The sequence below is a fragment of the Anabaena azotica FACHB-119 genome (assembly GCF_014697625.1).
Taxonomy (GTDB): Bacteria; Cyanobacteriota; Cyanobacteriia; order Cyanobacteriales; family Nostocaceae; genus Trichormus; species Trichormus azoticus_A.
The window spans coordinates 105429-128185 of sequence record NZ_JACJSG010000005.1; the positions used below are offsets into that span (position 1 = coordinate 105429).

General features: G+C 39.0%; 6 protein-coding genes. All 6 read left to right on the top strand.

Going from position 1 to position 22757, the window contains the following annotated elements:
- Nucleotides 1–401 precede the first annotated feature (401 nt).
- Nucleotides 402–5768, top strand: coding sequence for a non-ribosomal peptide synthetase (locus H6G83_RS05125; protein ID WP_190467934.1), 5367 nt, complete (start codon nucleotides 402–404; stop codon nucleotides 5766–5768).
- A 55-nt stretch (nucleotides 5769–5823) separates the two neighbouring features.
- Entirely contained in the window at nucleotides 5824–6687 is an 864-nt protein-coding gene (locus H6G83_RS05130; RefSeq protein WP_242044428.1) for a TauD/TfdA family dioxygenase, read from the top strand.
- A gap of 150 nt (nucleotides 6688–6837) precedes the next feature.
- The gene (locus tag H6G83_RS05135) at nucleotides 6838–12837 is read left to right on the top strand and encodes a type I polyketide synthase (RefSeq protein ID WP_190467940.1); all 6000 of its coding nucleotides are present in this window, start codon (nucleotides 6838–6840) and stop codon (nucleotides 12835–12837) included.
- 43 nt (nucleotides 12838–12880) lie between these two features.
- Nucleotides 12881–13759, top strand: coding sequence for a class I SAM-dependent methyltransferase (locus H6G83_RS05140; protein ID WP_190467942.1), 879 nt, complete (start codon nucleotides 12881–12883; stop codon nucleotides 13757–13759).
- Between the two features lie 58 nt (nucleotides 13760–13817).
- On the top strand, nucleotides 13818–19358 hold the full coding sequence (locus H6G83_RS05145) for a non-ribosomal peptide synthetase (RefSeq protein ID WP_190467945.1): 5541 nt from the start codon (nucleotides 13818–13820) through the stop codon (nucleotides 19356–19358).
- Nucleotides 19359–19537: 179 nt separating this feature from the next.
- Nucleotides 19538–22732, top strand: coding sequence for a non-ribosomal peptide synthetase (locus H6G83_RS05150; RefSeq protein WP_190467949.1), 3195 nt, complete (start codon nucleotides 19538–19540; stop codon nucleotides 22730–22732).
- The last annotated feature ends 25 nt before the right edge of the window (nucleotides 22733–22757 follow it).

Genomic DNA, 22757 nt, shown 5'->3' on the forward strand with positions numbered 1-22757 from the left:
CACCATTATCTTCCACTCGAAAATCAAAGCCCAAAACCCTTATGATTTCGTAGGGTGGGGAGTGCAGGGAGCCATGTGCTTATTGAGAAGGTGCAAGATGTCAGGTATGAGATATCAACGATAAATTAGGCTTTTAAAGCCTCTCTCCTTTTAGGGGAGCCAGTGCGTTGGTGAACCAGTGCTGCGGGAGGGTTAGCCCGACCCAGGCAACTGGTGAAAGGCTCTGCCGACTTGTAGCAACTGGCGTGAGAGGAATGGAAGTGGGGTTTTTTCCAGCCGTCGAACTCAGGTTAACGTGCTATTGATGGGACGGAGTAGACACGTTTAATCACTTTAAACAAGGGCGCTATTGGTAGCCAATTTTAACAATTCGTTCTGTACGTCAGGGCTTTGAAGGTGCAATGACTCGATTTGTCAATCATTTAGAACAAATGGTTTGTAATTGTTCGACAGTGGTAGAACTACTGCGTTATAGGTCGGTAGAACAAGCAAAAGATGAAGCTTTTACCTTTTTACATGATGGCGAAGCGCCAACAATAACTCTAACTTATCAAGAGTTAGATCGGCAAAGTAGAGCGATCGCATCTCAACTACAAGCTTTAGGTTTAAGCGGTGAGCGTGCTTTGTTACTTTATCCACCTGCTGTTGATTACTTACCAGCATTCTTTGGATGTCTATATGCTGGCGTGGTAGCAGTCCCAGCTTATCCCCCACGCAACGCCCGCAACACACCCAGAATCTTGGCAATTTTAAAAGATGCACAAGCCGCAGTAGTTCTGACAACGACGGCAATTTTAGATCAATTGAAGTCTTTGCTTGCTGATAAATTTAATGTCAATAATATCCTTTGGCTAACTACCGACAACCTCACCCCAGGTATAGAACAAGCTTGGCAAAAACCTCTCATCAATACAGATACTCTAGCCTTTTTGCAATACACTTCCGGCTCTACTGGCACACCCAAAGGTGTTATGCTCACTCATGGCAACTTGCTACACAATGCTGAGGTGACGCGCCAGTATATGGAACATTCCCCTAGTAGTAAGTTTGTCACTTGGCTACCTGTCTATCATGATATGGGACTGATTGGTGGCGTACTACAACCTTTGTATGCTAGTTTTCCTTGTATTATGATGCCGCCAGTGTCTTTTCTCCAACGTCCTTACCGTTGGTTACAGGCAATTTCTCGTTACAAAGGCACTACTAGCGGCGCTCCTAACTTCGCCTACGAACTTTGTATTGAAAAAATTACTCCTGAGCAACGTTCAACCTTAGATTTAAGCAGTTGGACTGTGGCTTTTAACGGTGCTGAACCAATTCGTGGTGATACTCTAGAGAAGTTTGCTGCCACCTTTGCCGAATGCGGTTTTCGTCCTGAAGCTTTTTATCCTTGCTACGGCATGGCAGAGGCGACTTTGATGATATCTGGGGGCATCAAATCTGCGTTAGTAAATAAACTATCTGTGCAGAAAAGCGCTTTAGAGCGTAACTATGTAATAGATGCGGTTGGTGATGCAAAGAACTCTATTAAATTAGTTGGTTGTGGTCGCAGCGTACCACAACAGAGGGTTGTAATTGCTAATCCAGAAACGTTAACGCGCTGTCAGGATAGGGAAGTAGGGGAAATTTGGGTATCTGGGCCTAGTATTGGTCAAGGCTATTGGCATCGTCAAGTAGAAACAGAGCAAACTTTCCAGGCCTTTTTGCAAGATACTGGAGAAGGGCCTTTTTTACGCACAGGTGATTTAGGCTTTTTGGATAGGGGAGAAGTCTATATTACTGGTAGAGCCAAAGATTTAATTATTATTCGGGGTCGTAACCTTTACCCACAAGATATTGAAATCACCGCAGAACGTTCTCATCCATCATTACGTGCTGGTAGCAATGCAGCTTTTTGTATAGAGGTTGACAACCAAGAACAATTGGTATTGGTGCAAGAATTAGAATTTCGCGCCAAACCAAATTTAGCAGAAGTCACAGAAGCAATTCGTCAAGCAGTTGCAGAAGAACAGGAAGTCCAAGTTTATGGAGTGGTTTTAATTAAACCGGGGACTCTTCCCAAGACTTCTAGCGGAAAAATTCAACGCCGTGCTACGAAAGCAGAATTTTTGGCTGGTGAATTACAGATAGTAAATAGTAGTATTAATGAAATTAGTAATTATATAGAAACTGAAAATAATCTTCAGCTAAATCGCGCAATTCTCTTGTCGCTTACTCCGCGTGAGGCTCAACCATTATTAGAGTCTTATCTAGTTGAGCAAGTAGTGAGAGTGTTGAAAATAAAACCTTCACAAATAAATATTCAGCAGCCTGTAAGTAGTTTAGGGCTGGATTCTTTAAGAGTATTTGAATTAAAAAATAGGATTGAAAACCATATAGATGTCGCTGTATCGGTAGCAGACTTTTTTGAAGGTTTGAGTATTCAAGGATTAGCAACAAAAATAATCGCTGAAATTAGTGCGGGTAGCGCGTCTTTAGTCATGGCTAAAGTTGAGAAAAGCACTGACTTCCATCCTTTATCTTTTTCGCAGCAGGGACTTTGGTTTATTCATCAGTTAACGCCTGATACCTATGCTTATAACATTCCCATTGTGATTAATTTAACGGGACATTTAAAGGTAGCTGCACTAACACAAAGCTTAAAGGAAATTATTCAACGTCATGAGGTTTTGCGAACAAATTTTGTCTTAGTTGATGGACAACCAGTTCAGGTAATTAATCCGACTGTTAACTTTAGCTTACCAATTGAAGATTTGCGAGGATTATCAGAGGATGAGGCGACAGTTACAAGACAACGCTTGATAGCAGAATTAGCTCAACATCAGTTTGATTTAGCTGGTCAATCTTTATTGCGTGTCTTGTTACTACGCTTAACAGATAATGAATCTAAATTGCTTGTAACTTTCCATCATATAGTTGCAGATGGTTGGTCTGTTGGGGTGTTCATTCGAGAATTAGCAGCAATATATGAAGCTTTTGCTGATGGAAAACCCTCTCCACTGACTGAGTTACCTATTCAATATGTAGATTTTGCCTATTGGCAACAAAAATATTTACATCCAGAGCGCAGGGAAACGCTACTTACATACTGGAAGCAGCGATTAAGTGGTAAACTGCCTATATTGGATTTACCTTGCGACCATCCGCGTAGACGCGGAGCGGCTTGTCGCAAGACATCGCCTATACAAAGTTTCAACGGTGCTAAAGTCCAACTATCTTTACCCAAAAGTCTTACAGACTCATTAAAGCAACTGAGCCATCAAGAAGGCGTAACTTTATTTATGACTCTGTTGGCGGCGTTCAAAACCTTGTTGTACCGCTACACAGGACAAACAGATATCTTGTTGGGTTCGCCAGTTGCTAGTCGCAACTCTGTTGAAGTTGAACCATTGATAGGTTTATTTGTCAATGTTTTAGTCTTACGTACAGATTTATCTGAACAGCCTAGTTTTAGAGAATTACTCACAAGAGTAAAATCAACAGCTTTAGAAGCTTATATCCATCAAGACTTACCTTTTGATAAGTTAGTAGGAGAACTCCAGCCTGAACGTGATCTCAGCCACAACCCGCTATTTCAGGTGATGTTTGTGCTTCAGAATGTGCCAATTCCCACGCCACAGTTATCAGATATCTCCCTAACTTTCACAGAAGTTGATAACGGCTCGGCTAAGTTTGATTTAACTCTGTTCATGGAAGACAGAGAACAGGGTTTAGTTGCAACTTTAGAGTACAACACAGACTTATTCAACGCCGATACTATCCATCGGATGCTAAAGCATTTCCAGACCCTACTAGAAGCTATTGTTAATGTTCCTGATACTAATATTGCTAATTTGCCGTTGTTAACAGAAATTGAAAGGCAAAAATTACTATTTGAATGGAATGATACTCAAAGGAACTATCCGCAAAATCAGTGCATACATCAACTATTTGAGCAGCAAGTAGAACGCACGCCAGATGCTACTGCTGTGATTTTTGAAAATCAAAAACTTAGTTACCGAGAATTAAACCAACGCGCTAATAAAATTGCCCATTATCTCAAAACTCTGGGTGTGAAATCAGATGTATTGGTAGGCATTTGTATGGAACGCTCTTTAGAGATGGTAATTGTGATATTGGCAATTATCAAAGCAGGTGGTGCTTATGTACCTTTAGACCCCACTTATCCAAAAGAGCGTTTAGCATTCATGTTGGCAGATGCTCAAGTGTCGGTGCTGTTAGTGCAACCACATCTAGTCCCAGAACTACCGCCACATCAAGCGCAAGTAGTATGTATAGACGACTTTCAAGAATTTGCTGCTTACAGTCCTGAAAACCCCAATAGTGAAGTTACAGCAGAAAACCTAGCTTATGTAATTTACACCTCCGGTTCCACAGGAAAGCCCAAAGGTGCAATGAACACTCACAAAGGCTTGTGTAACCGTCTGTTGTGGATGCAGGAAACATATCAACTCACAGCCAGCGACAAAGTTTTACAAAAAACACCATTTAGTTTTGATGTCTCGGTTTGGGAATTTTTCTGGCCTTTGTTGACAGGTGCAAGTTTAGTTGTAGCTAAACCAGGCGGACATCAAGATAGTCGGTATTTAGTTCAATTAATTGTTCAAGAGCAAATTACTACACTTCACTTTGTACCTTCAATGTTACAGGTATTTATTGAAGAACCAGAATTAGACAAATGTAGTAGTATCAAACGAGTAATTTGTAGTGGTGAAGCACTATCTTTTGACCTGCAACAACGCTTTTATGAGAGATTAGACGCTGAGTTACACAACCTCTATGGGCCTACGGAAGCCTCAATTGACGTAACTTATTGGGCTTGTCAACCTAATAGTAATGTAAAAATAGTTCCTATTGGTCGCCCAATTGCTAATACACAGATATATATATTAGATAAACATTTACAGCCTGTTCCCATTGGTGTAAGTGGTGAGTTACATATTGGTGGTGTAGGGGTAGGGCGTGGTTATTGGAATAAACCCGAATTGACTGAAGAAAAGTTTATTTCTAGCCCATTTGCATCAGGACAAATTTTATATAAAACAGGTGATTTAGCACGCTATCTTGCTGATGGCAATATTGAATATTTAGGCAGAATTGACCATCAAGTGAAAATTCGTGGTTTCCGTATTGAATTAGGAGAGATTGAAACAGTATTAGCACAACACCCAAATGTTAGAGAAACTGTAGTAGTAGCCAGAGAAGATATACCCAAAAATCATCGCTTGGTTGCTTATGTAATTCCGCATCCAGAAATGCCATTTTCTGCCCAGGAATTACGCGATTATCTCAAAGAGAAACTACCTGATTATATGGTTCCTTCTGTCTTTGTGGAGTTAAAGAGATTACCACTTTCACCTAATGGTAAAATAGACCGTAGAGCCTTACCTGTACCAGATGTTCAAGGCTCTGATTTAAAAGAGGCTTTTGAAGCACCAAACTCTGAATTAGAAAGAGCGATCGCCAAAATCTGGTTAGATACATTGCAAATACAAAAAATAAGCGTAAATGATAACTTCTTTGACTTGGGTGGTAATTCGTTATTAATGGTTAAGGTTAATCATAAATTGCGAGAAATGCTACACAAGGACATTTCCATAGTAGAAATGTTTCAGAACCCAACTATTAAATCTTTGGCTAAATATCTAAATTTAGCTTCCAGAAAAACAGTTGCTTTTGCATCTTTAAATGAGCGCATTCTAAAGCAAAAAGCAGCCGCAAATAAACAGAAATCATTGATGAAGCGTGACAGAAATATCAATAACTAAATATTTTGGATAAACCATAAACTACTAATCATTTAAGGGAACTTAGATTATAATGATGGAAACTGATTCGTTATTAACTAGCAGTGCAAAAATCATTCACAACAATAGTTCTCAGACAATTTTGCAACTGCCTGTGCAAAAGACTTTAGACTACTTTAAATCATCTGGTATTTTACTATTTCGAGGTTTTGGTGTTGACTATGAACAAATGAAAGCCTTTGCCGAAAAATTCAGTTCCAGATTTGTCTTAGACAAAGACAGACCAATAGTTGACCCACGCAATAAATATGTCACTTTAGTAGATCCAGGAATGCACTACGTGAGTCCTCATTGCGAGAATGCTAATTCTCCATTTCGTCCTGACGTGATCTGGTTTTGCTGTGGTGTACCTGCTGCTCAAGGTGGTGAAACTTTATATTGGGATGGTGTGCGAGTGTGGCAAGAATTAGATGAAGAATTACGACAATTGTTTATTACCCAAAAAATCAAATTCTCCCAAAAATTCCCGGCTGCTGACTGGAAGCGTTTTCTAGGAGTTGGTGCTACTCTCGCTGATGTCAAGCGCACTCTCAATGGTATTTTGGGATTAAGTTACGAAATTAATCAAGACCAATCTATTTCTCTAGAATATGTTTGTTCGGCTGTAGTGAAAACAAAGTATGGTCATCAAGACGCATTTGCTAATAGTCTAATTGCTGAGTACAAAAATCCTAGAGGAGTCGTTACTTTTGAGGATGGTTCACCAATTCCATCAACGGTTATCAATACAATTCAGCAATTGATGAATAATTTAACTGAGGTGATACCCTGGCAATCTGGCGATTTGGTCATGATTGATAACTCTAGATTTTTGCATGGTCGTCGTTCATTTACTGATAGAAGAAGACGAATTTATTCTCTTCTCAGTTACATGAAATAACTAGAATTAACTCTCAAGATAGGTGACAGGTGACAGGTGACAGGAACAAGAAAATAGGGAATAGTTGTGTTTCTTCCCCTACACCCCTACACCCTTGTGTTTATTGAAAGTAACAAAACGCTAATTTTAATCCAACCCAAGTAAGAGAAAATGGGTATTACAGCATCTGAGACATCAATGGAAGGAATAGCAATTATTGGTATATCGGGGCGTTTTCCGGGAGCCAAAAATGTTACAGAATTTTGGCATAATTTACAAGCTGGGATTGAATCAATTTCTCAGCTTACAGATGAAGAGTTATTAGCAGCAGGAATTGCTCCTAGTTGTTTAGATGATAGTAACTATGTGAAAGCAAGCGGTATTTTAGAAGATATTGACTTATTTGATGCTGCTTTTTTTGACGTTAATCCTAAAGAAGCGGAAATTACAGATCCGCAACATCGTTTATTTTTAGAATGTGCTTGGGAAGCTTTAGAAATTGCTGGTTATGACTCCAATAGATGCGAAAATCGGATAGGAGTTTATGCTGGTGCTAGTTTAAATAATTATTTATTTTTTGATGTAAATGATGACAAATTTGGCTCGTCACAGTCTTATCAAAAGTTAATCGGTAATGATAAAGATTTTCTATCTACTCGTGTATCTTATAAATTAAATTTAACTGGGCCAAGTCTGACTGTTCAAACAGCTTGTTCTACTTCACTAGTAGCAATCACCCTGGCTTGCCAAAGTTTAATTAATTATCAATGTGATATGGCTTTGGCGGGAGGAGTTTCAATTCGAGTTCCGCATAAAACAGGTTATTTATATCAACCTGGAGGCACTTTATCTCCTGATGGCCATTGTCGTGCTTTTGATGCCCAAGCTCAAGGTACAACTGTCGGTAATGGTGTGGGAGTGGTTCTGTTAAAGCGGCTAGAGGATGCGATCGCCGATGGAGATCACATCTATGCAGTCATTAAAGGTTGGGCAATTAACAACGATGGTTCACACAAAGTTGGTTACACAGCACCTAGCGTTGATGGACAAGCAGAAGCGATCGCCGAAGCTATCATGTTAGCAGGAATTGAACCGGAAACTATCAGCTATGTTGAGGCGCATGGTACTGGGACAACTTTAGGCGATCCGATTGAAATAGCGGCTTTAACCAAAGTTTTTCGCTCCAGTACAGACAAAAAAGGCTTTTGTGCGATCGGTTCTGTGAAAACAAATATCGGTCATCTGGATGCAGCCGCCGGAGTCACCGGATTAATTAAGACGGCTTTAGCCCTCAAACATCAACAAATACCACCCAGCCTAAATTTTGAGCAGCCCAACCCCCAAATTGATTTTGCCAATAGTCCTTTTTATGTCAATACAAAGTTGACCGAATGGAAACCAGGGCTATCTCCACGTCGTGCGGGTGTTAGTTCTTTGGGGATGGGGGGAACTAATGCTCATGTTGTTCTAGAAGAAGCCCCAGTTGTAGATCAGCAGAGTGTAGGGGTGCAGGGGAGAAAATATCAGTTACTGGTACTTTCTGCCAAGACGGAATCTGCATTAGAAACGGCTACCGATAATCTAGCTCAACATCTCATGCAGCATCCTGACCTAAATTTGGCGGATGTTGCTTATACGCTGCAAATAGGACGCAGAGAGTTTAATCATCGTCGCATTTTGGTATGTGAGGATGTTCAAGATGCGATCGCTACTTTGCAAAATAGAGCTAGCCAACGAGTTTTCACCCAATACCAAGAACCGTGCGATCGCCCTATTACTTTCATGTTTCCAGGGCAAGGTAGTCAGTATGTCAACATGGGCAAGGAACTCTATCAAACAGAGTCAATCTTTCGTGAAGTTGTAGACCGTTGTTGTTTGATACTTCAACCTTTGTTGGATGTAGATTTACGTACAGTTATCTATCCCCAATCTGATACAGAAACTGCCCAAGAAAAACTTACGCAAACATCTCTAGCCCAGCCTGCATTATTTATCATTGAGTATGCTTTAGCTCAGTTGTGGATGTCTTGGGGCATTGTTCCCAGTGCCATGATTGGTCATAGCATTGGGGAATATGTGGCGGCTTGCCTTGCTGGTGTGATGTCCCTGAAAGACGCATTAACACTTGTTGTGGTGCGTGGACGATTAATGCAGCAATTGCCAAGCGGGAGTATGCTATCGATTCCCCTCTCAGAAACAGAGGTGAAACCCTTATTAAACGAAAACTTATCTTTAGCAGCAAGTAATGCACCGTCTTCCTGTGTAGTCTCAGGAACTCATGCAGCGATAGATGCTTTGTGTGAGCAACTATTAGCCCAAGGCGTAGAATGTCGTCGCCTGCATACCTCCCATGCTTTCCATTCGCAGATGATGGAACCGATTTTGCAGACATTTATCGCCGAAGTTAAGAAAATTACTTTAAATTCTCCGCAAATTCCCTTTATCTCCAATCTCACCGGCACATGGATATCAGCACAAGCAGCGACTGATGCAAATTACTGGGCAAATCATTTACGCCAAACTGTGAAATTTGCAGATGGTGTGTGCTTGTTATTGCAACAGCCAAACCGGATTTTTCTGGAAGTAGGGCCGGGGCGAACTTTGTGTACTTTTGTCAAACAACAAACTGGAGCCAACCAGCAGCCGATACTATCTTCATTACGACATCCCCAAGAAGAACAAGCAGATGTTTTATTCTTGCTAAATACACTTAGTCGTCTCTGGTTGTTGGGAGTAGGAATAGATTGGTCTAGCTTATACAATTCTGAGCGTCGCTATCGCCTTCCCCTACCGACATATCCTTTTGAACGTCAACGTTATTGGCTAGAACCTCAGAAAAAGCCTAGTGAATCTTCTGCTATCAAACAGAAAAAGCCTGATATAGCAGAATGGTTTTATCTACCAGTTTGGCAACAAGCAATTGCACCCCAAGCTGTGAAATCTGAAAAACAGGTGTTGGTATTTGCAGATAGTTGTGAAGTAGGTGCAAAAATCGCAAAACGTTTAGCTGGTGAAGGTAACAAGGTTGTTACAGTTTGGCAGGAAAAGCAGTTTAGCAAACTGAGTGAGCAGGAATATAGTATTAATCCTCGCCAGCCTGATGATTATGATGATTTAATTGAAGAGTTGCAATTTTTCGGGCAAATTCCTGATGCAATTCTCCACCTTTGGAGTATCACACCGACTGAACAAACAACATCAAAAATTGAGTATTTTGACAATTGCCAAAACACAGGTTTTTATAGTTTGTTATTTTTGGCGCAGTCTTTGAGTAAATACAATATTACTCAACCTGTAGATATCTTAGTTGTGACAAACGATATCTACGATGTGACAGGTTTAGAAAAGTTAAGTCCAGAGAAAGCAACTATTTTAGGAATGTGTAAAACCATTCCCCAAGAGTATGGAAATATTACCTGTCGCAGTATTGATATTGTGCTTCCTGCGGCTGGGACTGTTGCAGAAAGCCAACTGTTAGACCAACTTCTAGCAGAGTTAAATACTCATGAATTTGAAAGTGCGATCAGCTACGCTGGGCGGAGTGCGATCGCCTACGGTGGTGAGAATGCGATCGCCTATCGTGGACATCATCGTTGGGTACTATCTTATCAACCACTACGGCTAGATAACAACGCCCCCAAGTTGCGGCATGAAGGAGTGTATCTAATTACTGGTGGCTTGGGTGGTATTGGTTTAGAAATTGCTGAATATTTAGCGCAAACAATGAAAGCAAAACTAATACTAATTAGTTCTTCAGCTTTCCCCAGGAAAGATGAATGGAAAGATTGGTTAGCAACACAAGATGCAGAAGATAAATTCAGCAGTAAAATCCGAAAATTACAGGAATTAGAACAACTAGGTGCAGAGATTTTAACTCTCAGTGCTGATGTAGCTAACGCAGGTCAAATGCAAGCAGCGATTACTCAGGCTGTAGACCGTTTTGGTCAGATACATGGCGTGATTCATGCTGCTGGAATTAAACTGTTTAAAACAGTTCAAGAAATCACTAGAAGCGAATGTGAACAACAACTCAGAGCTAACGGTTATGGACTGTATATTTTAGAAGCAGCATTACAAGGAATAGAGCTTGATTTCTGTATTTTGATATCTTCCTTATCATCTGTTTTAGGAGCATTAGGAATGGCAGCCTATCCAGCAGCCCATCACTTCACTGATGCCTTTGTTTATCAACATAATCAAACAAGTTCTACACCTTGGATAAGTGTAAATTGGGATAACTGGTTAACTAGTCAATTGGTGACAGAATTGGCAACAAAACCAGAAATTTCTACCCAATTTTTTATGAGCAATCATGAAGGAATTGAGGTATTTAAACGAGTATTATCCTTAAATAAAGTCAACCAAATAGTTGTTTCCACGACTGACTTACAAGCCAGAATTGAACAGTGGATCAAGCCTTCAGCAGTTGTTGCTCAAACAGATTCACCAGCACTACACTCTAGACCATACTTGCAAAATAGTTATGTTGCTCCTCGAAACGAAATAGAGGAAACTATTGCTCACATCTGGCAAGAAATATTAGGAATTGAACAAGTAGGAATTGAAGATAACTTCTTAGAATTAGGCGGTGATTCTCTCCTAAGTATTCAGATTACTGCTAGAGCCAACAAAGCAGGACTGCGATTTACTAATCAGCATTTGTTTGAATACCCAACTATTGCCCAATTAGCAGAAATAGCCAGCAGAACGCAAACAGTTTTCAGCGAACAGGGATTAGTAACAGGAGAAGTGCCATTAACACCGATTCAACACTGGTTTTTTGAGCAGAATTTAGTTGATTCACACCATTGGAATCAAACAGTAGTGCTTGAGGTGCAACAATCTCTTGACCCAATTTTATTGCAAGAGACGGTTAAACATTTACTGATTCATCATGATGCTTTGCGTCTACGTTTTCGCGCAGAAGCATCAGTTTGGCAGCAGATAAATAGTATTCCTGATGAAGTTGTACCATTTGAGCAGGTAGATTTATCAGGACTATCACCACAAGAGCAAGAACAGGCGTTTGCAACATCTGCTACAGAGATACAAGCTAGTCTAAATCTGATTTCTGGCCCCATTGTGCGGGTTGTATTCTTTGATTTGGGAGCGCATAAACCTAGCCGCATACTGTTAGCAGTTCACCATTTGGTGATTGATGTTGGTTCTTGGCGAATTTTGCTGGAAGATTTGGAGACTGCATACCAACAACTTAGCCAAGAAAAAGTTATTAAGTTACCGCCAAAGACAACTTCATTCAAACAGTGGGCTTTGCGGTTAACTCAATACGCTCAATCAATTGAGTTACAAAGAGAACAGGTTTATTGGTTAGCAGATCAACGTGACTGGGTATCACCTTTGCCAGTAGATTATGCAGATGGTGTTAATACTGTAGCCTCTGCTGAGACTATTTCTATTACTTTGAGTGGTGAAGAAACGCAAGCATTACAGGAAGAAATTGCTGCAACTTATCGAGTGCAAACAGATGATATGTTACTTGCAGCCTTAGCACAAGCATTTAGTAAGTGGACGGGAACAAGTTCGCTACTGGTTGACTTAGAGGGAAATGGCAGAGATGTAATTTTTGATGATATTGATTTATCCCGTACAGTAGGCTGGTTTACTAATATTGCTCCTATGCTTTTAGAGATTAGGGAGACTGAAGAAACTGGGGAAATTTTAAAGCAGGTGAAAGAACAACTCCGCAGTTTCCCAAATCAGGGTTTGGGGTATGGGGTTTTACGTTACTTGAGTGGTGATGAAATTATTACGGAAAAATTGCGATCGCTACAACAAGCAGAGGTACTTTTCCTCTACCTTGGCAATTACGAGCAAACTTTACCTCCGTCTTCTTTATTCAAAGCACCAAAATCTAGTGGTTTGTCTCGTAGTTTACGCGCACAGCGCAGCCATCTCATAGAAATTAATGCCTTGATAGTTCAAGGACAACTCCAAATTGATTGGATTTATAGCCAAAATATCCATCGTCAAGAAACAATTGCCAATTTAGCTCAAGACTTTAAAACTGCTTTACTTTCTCTACTTACTGGCACTCAATCTTTTACAGTACCAAACTACACACCTTCAGACTTTGCCGAATTTCAATCTAGTCAATGGAACCAAGACGATATTGACAATATTTTGGCAGCTATTAATCAAGTGACGAGTTAAATAATTCAGGACTTACAAACCCTATAATTGAGAAACGGTCATCATGTTACTCACGAAAGATTCAACCCATTTTTTGCAAAAATTGCAGCATCAAGTCCTGTCCTTTCTCTACAGGAATGATTTAAAAAAATTACTGCCTCTTTATGGCAGTAAATGGAATTCTCATTTATTCGGTCAGTGTTACCAAGAGCATTTTGCCCCACTAAAACATAAAAAATTAAAGATTTTAGAAATTGGTATAGGGGGCTATGATGACCCCTACTCCGGTGGCGATTCCTTGAAAATGTGGAAGCAATATTTCCCTCATAGTATGATTTATGGGATAGATATTGTAGATAAAAGTGCTTTGGCAGAAGACCGCATTAAAATTTTTCAAGGTAGCCAAGATGACGCAGCTTTCCTGAAAAAAGTTGTGGCTGAAACTGGTAAATTTGACATTATTATTGATGATGGTAGCCATCGTAATGACCATGTAATTAAAACCTTTAAAATATTGTTTCCCGAATTGAATGATGGTGGTATTTATGTCGTGGAAGATACTCACACATCTTATATACCGAGTTACGAGAATTGGTCAAAATTTTGCAGCGATGACGTTGCTCCTCACTGGGCTGAATATGGTGGAAGCCTAGATTTATATGACCAAAGAACTATGATGAATTTCTTTAAAAGGTTAGTTGATTGCTTGAGCCACCAAGAATTTATTCATCCGGGTTACACTCCTAATTATTTTGATAAACATATTGTGGGAATACATTTTTACCGCAACCAAGTGTTTATCTATAAAGGCGATAATACAGCCCAAGGTAACGTGGTGGAAAATAATATTTTAAGACCTGAATTTCTGCAAGAAATAGGTATAAAGTCAATGGCGGATTTAAAACTAGAATTTCCGGTTATTGATGACCCAACAAAATTATAAAAAATAAGTTCAACAATTCTCTGACAAGCATCAACAAAAGGTACAGATTTGTAAAAGCATGAAAAGTATCGAAGAATTTTATCCACTATCACCGATGCAGCAGGGCATACTTTTCCACACACTTTATGCCCCAAAGTCAGGTGTGTATGTTGAACAGTTAAGTTGTGATATACAGGGATTAAATATTGCCTTATTTCAACAAGCATGGCAACAATTAATTGCTAGATATTCAATTTTACGAACATCCTTTATTTGGGAAGGGATTAAAGAACCTGTGCAGGTAGTGCATAAACAAGTGCAACTCCCTTGGCAGCAACAAGATTTATCTCAATTAGAATTTATTGAACAGCAAGAGCATATAGAAACTTATTTATTGGGAGAAAGAGAAAAAGGTTTTGAAATTTCTCAAGCGCCACTGATGCGTTTAACGTTACTCCAGTTAGCGGAAGAACAATATAAATTTATTTGGACGCATCATCACTTAATCTTAGATGGTTGGTCTTCTTCCTTACTACTTCAGGAATTATTTGCTTGTTATCAAGCATTAAACCAAGGTAAAAATATACGGTTACAAAAACCTCATCCTTATCGAAACTATATAGCTTGGCTACAAAAGCAAGATTTATCAAAATCAGAGAGTTTTTGGAAAAAATATCTCCAAGGGTTTAACACAGTCACTTCTTTGGGGATAGACCAAAATTTTAGCAACCAAGTTGGTGAAAGCAAAAATTATACTACACAAATACTGCGCTTATCAAATACAGAAACAGCCGCGTTGCAGTCTTTAGCTCGGCAACAACAATTAACAATAAATACCATAGTTCAGGGAGCATGGGCGATGCTTCTGAGCCGTTATAGTGGTGAGGATGATATTGTGTTTGGGGGCGTTGTATCTGGTCGTCCCGCCACATTAGCAGGTGTAGAATCAATGGTCGGAGTGTTTATCAACACTTTGCCAGTAAGAGTTAAAATTAATCCTCAAGAATTGCTTATACCTTGGCTCAAGCAATTACAAATACAACAAAATGAGGTGCGTAAATATGAATATACTCCATTAATTGAGATTCAAAAATGGAGTGAAATAAAGGCTGGACAGGCTTTATTTGAAACTATATTGAACTTTCAGAATTACCCGATTAATTCATCCTTACAACCCATAGATAATTTCCAGATTTATAATATTAATAGTTTTATTCATCCTCATTATCCACTTAATGTTTCAATACAGGTAGATACAGAATTATCGGTGGAAATTTTTTACGATCGCCGCCGCTTTAACAAAGATGCGATCGCTCGGATGTTAGGGCATTTGCAAACCTTACTATTAGGTATGGTGGCAAATCCTCAACAACGTTTAGCTGAATTGCCATTACTAACAGCTACCGAGCGTTATCAGTTATTAGAAGAATGGAATAATACACAAGTTGATTATCCACAAGACAAATGTATTCATCAGCTATTTGAAGCGCAGGTTGAGAAAACACCTGATGCTGTTGCTGTGATATTTGAGCATCAGCAATTAACCTATCGGGAACTGAACACCAAAGCAAATCAACTAGCCCATTATTTGCAAAAACTGGGAGTAAAACCAGAGGTATTAGTAGGGATATGTGTTGAGCGAAGCTTAGAAATGATTATCGCTCTGTTAGCAACTCTTAAAGCTGGTGGCGCATACATCCCATTAAATCCTAGTTTCCCTTCAGAACGTTTGGCGTTGATGCTGGAAGACTCCCAAATCTCAATATTATTAACTCAACAAAATTTATTAAAAACTCTTCGATATCATGCTCAAGCTATTTGTTTAGATAGTGATTGGCAAAACATCACCACGCATCAACAAAATTCAGTTGAAATTAATATTAACTCAAGCAATTTAAGTTACATAATTTATACTTCTGGTTCTACAGGCAAACCTAAAGGTGTACAAATTACTCATGGCAGTGTAGTAAATTTCCTCACTGCCATGCAGCAAAAATTGCAGTTAAAAAATACAGACAAACTGCTATCAGTAACTACTTTATCTTTTGATATTGCGGTTTTAGAAATCTTCCTGCCATTAACAACCGGAGCTAAATTAATTTTAGTCAGTCGGGAAGTTGCGACAAACGGCACAGAATTATTACAACAACTAAACAATTCTGCTGTCACAGTTATGCAAGCAACCCCTGCAACTTGGCGAATGTTATTAGATGCAGGCTGGGAAGGAAATTCCCAATTAAAAATTCTCTGTGGTGGTGAAGTCTTACCCGAAAATTTAGCTTCACAGTTAAATCAAAGGGCGGGTATTGTCTGGAATTTATACGGCCCTACAGAAACCACTATTTGGTCTACTATTCATCAAGTAGATCAGCATGAAACTAAAGTTTCTATTGGCAGACCTATAGCTAATACGCAAATTTATATCTTAGATAAAAATTTACAACCTCTCCCTGTAGGCGTTGCTGGAGAAATTTATATTGGCGGCGTAGGTTTAGCTAGGGGTTATTTTAATCAGCCAGAATTAACTAAAGAAAAATTCATTCCTAACCCATTTAATTCAACCACATTATTCTACAAAACTGGTGACTTAGCCCGTTATCTTCCTAATGGAGAAATTGAATATTTAGGACGCATTGATTATCAAATTAAACTGCGAGGTTTTCGCATTGAATTGGGCGAAATTGAAGCGGTGTTAGAACAACATCCCCTCGTCCGTCAATGTGTAGTGATGGCGCGAGAAGATGTATCAGGACAACGTTTAGTTGCTTATTTAGTTGCTGAAAATGTTGCTAGTGATGAACTACGTCAGTATTTACGGCGCAAGCTACCTGAGTATATGATACCCAGTGCATTTGTCATCTTAGATTCTTTACCTTTAACTCCTAACGGTAAGGTAAACCGCCGCGCCTTACCTGCACCAGAAAATAATAACTCGGAATTAGCAATTACTTTTGTTGCTCCCCGTCATCCAGTCGAAGAAGTTTTAGCAGGAATTTGGACTCAAGTTTTGGGTGTTTCCCAAGTTGGTATTTATGACAATTTCTTTGAATTAGGTGGACATTCTTTATTAGCAACCCAAGTTATTTCTCGTATTCGTAAAACTTTTGGTGTGGATACATCACTTCAGCGTTTATTTGAATTTCCGACTATTGCAGAACTAGCTAAGGATATTCAAAAAGCCAATCTTCAGGGTGTTTATGCAATTACATCCGTTCCCCGTTATGGGAATTTACCTTTATCTTTTGCCCAAGCAAGATTATGGTTATTAGAACAGCTAAACCCTGACAGTTGTATTTATAATATGCCTGCAAAAGTTCGCCTTTTGGGTGAGTTAAATGTAGGATTGTTAGAGCAAAGCATAAACGAAATTATCCGCCGTCATGAAGTATTACGTACTAGCTTTACTTCTATAGATGGGCAACCTTTACAGGTAATTAGTCCCGATGTGCAGATAAAAATACCTGTAGTTAACTTGCAAGAATTAGCAAAAGCTGAACAAGAAACAGAAATACAACATTTTTGTATTAAAGAGTTTCAACTTGCCTTTGATTTTACCCAAGCACCTTTGCTCAGATGTACACTTTTGCAACTAGGCGAACAAGAACATATCTTACTATTTACTATTCACCATATCGTTTTTGATGGTTGGTCACAAGGTATATTAATTAAGGAGATAGCAGCACTTTACACAGCATTTTCTGCTGGAAGACCTTCTCCCTTAGCAGCCTTACCTATTCAGTATGCAGATTTTGCAGTTTGGCAACGTCAACAATTACAAGGTGAAAGAAGAGAAGTTTTACTCACATATTGGAAGCAGCAATTAGCCAATTTACCTGTTCTGCAACTACCTACAACTCGTCCCCGTGCAGAGGTGAAAACTAACCGGGGTGCTAGTTATAGTTTTGTGATACCTGCCACAATATCACAGCAATTACAACAGTTATCACGGCAAGCTGGTGTTACCTTATTTATGACACTGCTGGCGAGTTTCAACATCTTACTGCAACGCTACAGCCATCAAGATGATATTGTTGTTGGTACTGATGTTGCTAACCGCAATCAAGCAGAAATTGAACAATTAATAGGATTTTTTGTTAACTTATTAGTTCTCCGCAATGATTTAAGTAGAAATCCCACTTTCTTAGAGTTATTGCAACGTGTTCGTACTCAAACATTAGCAGCTTATGCTCATCAAGATTTACCTTTTGATGAGTTAGTGAGAGAGTTACAACCTGAGCGTCAGGTAACTAACAATGTTCCATTATTTCAGGTATTATTTGTCCTGCAAAATACACCAAATTCTGCTTTAGAATTACCAGGACTTTCCTTAAAATTACTAGAAGTAGAGAACAAAACAGCTAGATTCGATTTAGCCCTATTCCTCACAGAAACCGAGGAAGGTATAGCAGGTAAATGGCAATATAATGCCGATTTATTTACCCCAGATACTATCACTGGCTTAACAAAACACTGGCAAACATTAATCAAGAGCATTGTTAGCCAACCTCAAAGCCGTATCAATACATTGGAAATGCTTACAGAAGCAGAAAAGGTACAACAAACTATGCAGCAACAGGAGCGGAAAGCAGCCAAAAGACAAAAGTTTATGAGCGTTGCACCAAAAGCAGTGAGTTTGTCAGTAGAGCAATTAATTAAAACAGATTATTTGCAAGCGGGACAAAAATTTCCTCTTGTAATTCAGCCTAATAGTAAGGAAGTTGATTTAATATCTTGGGCTGAGAATAATCGAGATTATTTAGAGACTGAGTTATTCAAACATGGAGCGATTTTATTTAGAGGTTTTCAGGTAAAATCAGTTTCAGAGTTTGAGAACTTTGCTCAAACAATTAGTCCTAATTTATTTGCTGAATATGGCGACTTACCCCGCACAGGTGAAGGTGGAAAAGTTTACGGTTCCACTCCTTACCCAGCAGATAAAGCTATTCTTTTTCATAATGAAAGCTCTCATTTACATTGTTTCCCCTTAAAGATTTGGTTTTACTGCGTTCAACCTGCGGTGGAAGGTGGAGAAACCCCAATTGTTGACTGTCGTAAAGCTTATCAATTGCTCAGTCCTCAATTACGAGAAAAACTAGCTACGAAACAATTAATGTATGTGAGAAATTTTGCTGAAGGTTTAGATGTGAGTTGGCAAAACTTTTTTCAAACCACAGATAAAAAGGAGGTAGAAAATTACTGTCGTCAAGCAGGAATGGACTTTGAATGGTATGATGATAATGGTTTAGTAACTCGACAAATTCGCCCAGCTTTAGCAGTACATCCCAAAACTGGCGAACCTGTATTTTTTAACCAAATCCAATTACATCATGTATCTTACCTAGATACAGACGTTAGAGAATCACTGCTATCAATATTTGGTGAATCAAAATTACCTCGTAATGTTTATTTTGGTGACGGTACACCCATTACCGAAGCAGAAATTGCCGAAATTAATGCAGTATATCAGCGATCGCAAATTAGCTTACCTTGGCAAAAAGGCGATATCATCATGTTAGATAATATGCTAGCTGCTCACGGCAGAAATCCATACATTGGACAGCGTAAAATCGTAGTTGCAATGGCAGAAATGATTAATAGTAAAGATATCAAAACCCCTTAAATCAGTTATCAGTTATCAGTTATCAGCCTTGACGGGGTATGGTGGGGAATAAAGAAGCGCCTAAATACGCCTTCCACCAATTGGTATGGTGTTTCACCAAAGTATTTAAATGATAATTGTTCACTGTTCACTGTTAAAAACTAACCCTCTGTGTCTTCTCTGCGTTTAAAAACCTCCATATGCAAACTAAAACTATTAGCGGCTTTCAACTTGCACCTCAACAAAAAAGACTGTGGAGTTTACAACAAAATAGTTCCACTTTCTACACGCAAGCTAGTATTTTAATTACAGGAAATCTCCAACCAGAGATACTACAAAAAGCTATTGAGCAAATTGTCAATTATCACGACATCCTCAGAACGAGTTTTTATCGCCCACCTGGAGTAAAAACTCCGATTATGGTAGTTGCAGATAAGGGTTACTTAAATTGGGAATATCTAAATTTAAGTGATTCTTCTCAGGAAGATATCTCTACAAAAATTCAAGAATTATTTTGGCAAATAAGACAGGAATCTCAAACATTACCACTGCGTTTATATTTAATCAAGCTGTTAGATAATCAGCATATTTTAATTATTTCTCTGCCTGCATTATGTGCAGATAATATCACTATCAAAAACTTAGTTAATCAAATTATTCAAGCTTACTCTCAATGCTGTCAAGGTAAGGAATTTAGGGGTGAATATGTACAGTTTGTACAATTTTCTGAATGGCAGAATCAATTACTTGAGGATGAAGATGTAGAAGAAGCTCAAAAATATTGGCAGCAACAAAAAATCAACTCATTATCAGCATTAAGATTACCTAATGAACGACAAAGCAAGAGTGAGCAATTTATAACTGATAGTTGTCAATTGGTGATTAATCAAGAATTATTTGCTCAGATTTGCTACTTGGCTCAAAAATACGATAAAACGCCTGATGTTATCTTATTAGCCTGTTGGAAAATACTAATTTGGCGACTCACATGGGAAGCAGAAATTGTCATTGGTACAGCAAGCGATCGCCGCGACTATGACGAGCTATATAATGTACTTGGCTTATTAGCAACTTGGCTACCAATTAAAACTAAATTTACACCTAACCTAAATTTTCTAGAAGTATTAGCAGCAGTAGCACAAACGTTAGAAAATGCTGCTGAATGGCAAGATTATTTTATTCCTGAAGCGGTAGAACAGGATGGTTTTCTCGCTTTCCCTATTGGTTTTGAATTTACAAATATCTCGGAAACTGCATCTGACAACACAGGAGTAACATTCACTGTACAGAACATCTACAGTATTATTGAACCTTTTAAGGTAAAACTCACTTGTTTACAACGTCATGATAGTTTAGTCGCCGAGTTTTACTATGATCTTAATTATTTCTCTAAAGAAACAATCCAAAGACTGGCAAAAAATTTTCAAACGTTATTGATAAATATTATTGATAATCCTGAAACACTTATTAGTCAGTTAGAAATCATCAGTGCTGACGAACGTCAACAACTATTAGTTGAGTTTAATCAAAGTAAAATTGATGATTCATACTATAAATGTGTTCATGAATTATTCGCAGAGCAAGCAGAAAAAAATCCCCATAAAATTGCTCTTGTCTGTGAAAATCAACAAATTACCTATGGCGAATTAAACCGTAAAGCCAACCAACTAGCAAACTATCTCCAAAAGCAAGGAGTACAACCAGACTTTGTAGTTGGGTTGTGTGTAGAGCGTTCCTTAGAAATGATTATTGGCTTATTAGGTATACTCAAAGCAGGTGGAGCATATTTACCACTTGAGCCTATACCAACAGCAGCTCTCAATTTACGTTTACAAGCAGCGCAAATATCATTAATAATTACTCAACAATCATTAGTTAACCGTTTTGCAAAAACCAAAGTAATTACTATTGATCAAGATTGGGAAACTATCGCCAATGAAAGTGATGAAAATCCTCACACCGAAGTAACACCAGAAAATCTGGTTTATGTCATCTTTACTTCCGGTTCTACAGGTAAACCTAAAGGGGTGGCGACAGAACACCGCCAACTGTGCAATTATATCAGTGCGATCGCTCATCAACTCGACTTACCTACAACTGCCAACTACGCCACCGTCTCTAGCTTAAGTGCAGACTTGGGAAACACAATGATTTTCCCTTCCCTCTGTCGAGGCGGCTGTTTACATATCATCTCCTCGGCGCGGGTAGGGAATGCGCTAGAGTTGGCTGAATATTGTCGCCAACACCCCATCGACTGTTTAAAAATTGTCCCTTCTCACCTCGCCGCACTCCTAGCAGCAACTCCAGCCGCAGCATCTATTCTCCCCCACCAATGCTTAATTTTGGGTGGTGAAGCTGCTAGTTGGAAATTAATTTCCCAAATTCAACAACAAGCACCAAACTGTCAAATATTTAATCATTATGGCCCTACAGAAACCACCGTTGGCGTTTTAACTTATGCAGTGCAAAATCAAGCAGATGATTTAATTTCTGAGACAGTTCCTTTAGGTCGTCCACTTGCGAATAATCAAGTTTATATTTTAGATGAGCAATTACAACTAGTACCTTTAGGTGTAGCAGGTGAACTTTATATAAGTGGTGCAGGGTTAACTCGCGGTTATTTAAACCAACCAGAATTAACAGCACAACGGTTTATTTCTTACTCCTTACTCGGAGAAGAATTGCGTCTGTATAAAACAGGCGATCGCGTGCGTTATTTAGAAGATGGTAATATAGAATTTCTGGGTAGAGTTGACAACCAAGTAAAAGTTCGGGGATTCCGTATTGAATTAGAAGAAATTGAACTCACCCTAACTCAATATCCAGCCATACAACAAGCTGTAGTTACCCTGCAACAATCAGAATATAACCAACGCCTATTAGCTTATATTGTTCCTCAACCAAAAGCAGCAATAAATATTAACGAACTGCGGAGTTTCTTGAAACAAAACCTTCCAGATTATATGCTGCCCTCAGCGTTTGGCATCCTGAAAAAATTACCCTTAACAACCAACGGTAAAATAGACCGTCAAGCATTACCAGAAATCGAAAGTTTATCTAGCGAATTAACAGCCAACTATGAACCAGCAAAGACAGAAATAGAACAAGCGATCGCCAAAATTTGGCAACAACTCCTCCAACTAGAAAAAGTCGGCATCAATGATAACTTTTTCGACATCGGTGGACATTCCTTACTCCTAGTCCAACTCCATGCCAAACTGCGAGATATCTTCCCAGTTGATATTGCCATTACTCATTTATTTGAATATCCAACCATCGCTTCCCTAGCCCAATATTTAACCAAAGCCCAACCACAAACATCCACATTATTAGAAACACAACAAAGAGCCGCAAACCGCCGCAACGCCCGCCCAAACCGTAAAAACAAAATATAAAACCCCTCCTCCCTCTGCGTTTAAA

Excerpts from the sequence above, each read along its gene's own strand:
- H6G83_RS05125 (WP_190467934.1), top strand. The coding sequence starts at position 402 with ATGACTCGATTTGTCAATCATTTAGAACAAATGGTTTGTAATTGTTCG.
- H6G83_RS05130 (WP_242044428.1), top strand. The coding sequence starts at position 5,824 with ATGGAAACTGATTCGTTATTAACTAGCAGTGCAAAAATCATTCACAAC.
- H6G83_RS05135 (WP_190467940.1), top strand. The coding sequence starts at position 6,838 with ATGGGTATTACAGCATCTGAGACATCAATGGAAGGAATAGCAATTATT.
- H6G83_RS05140 (WP_190467942.1), top strand. The coding sequence starts at position 12,881 with ATGTTACTCACGAAAGATTCAACCCATTTTTTGCAAAAATTGCAGCAT.
- H6G83_RS05145 (WP_190467945.1), top strand. The coding sequence starts at position 13,818 with ATGAAAAGTATCGAAGAATTTTATCCACTATCACCGATGCAGCAGGGC.
- H6G83_RS05150 (WP_190467949.1), top strand. The coding sequence starts at position 19,538 with ATGCAAACTAAAACTATTAGCGGCTTTCAACTTGCACCTCAACAAAAA.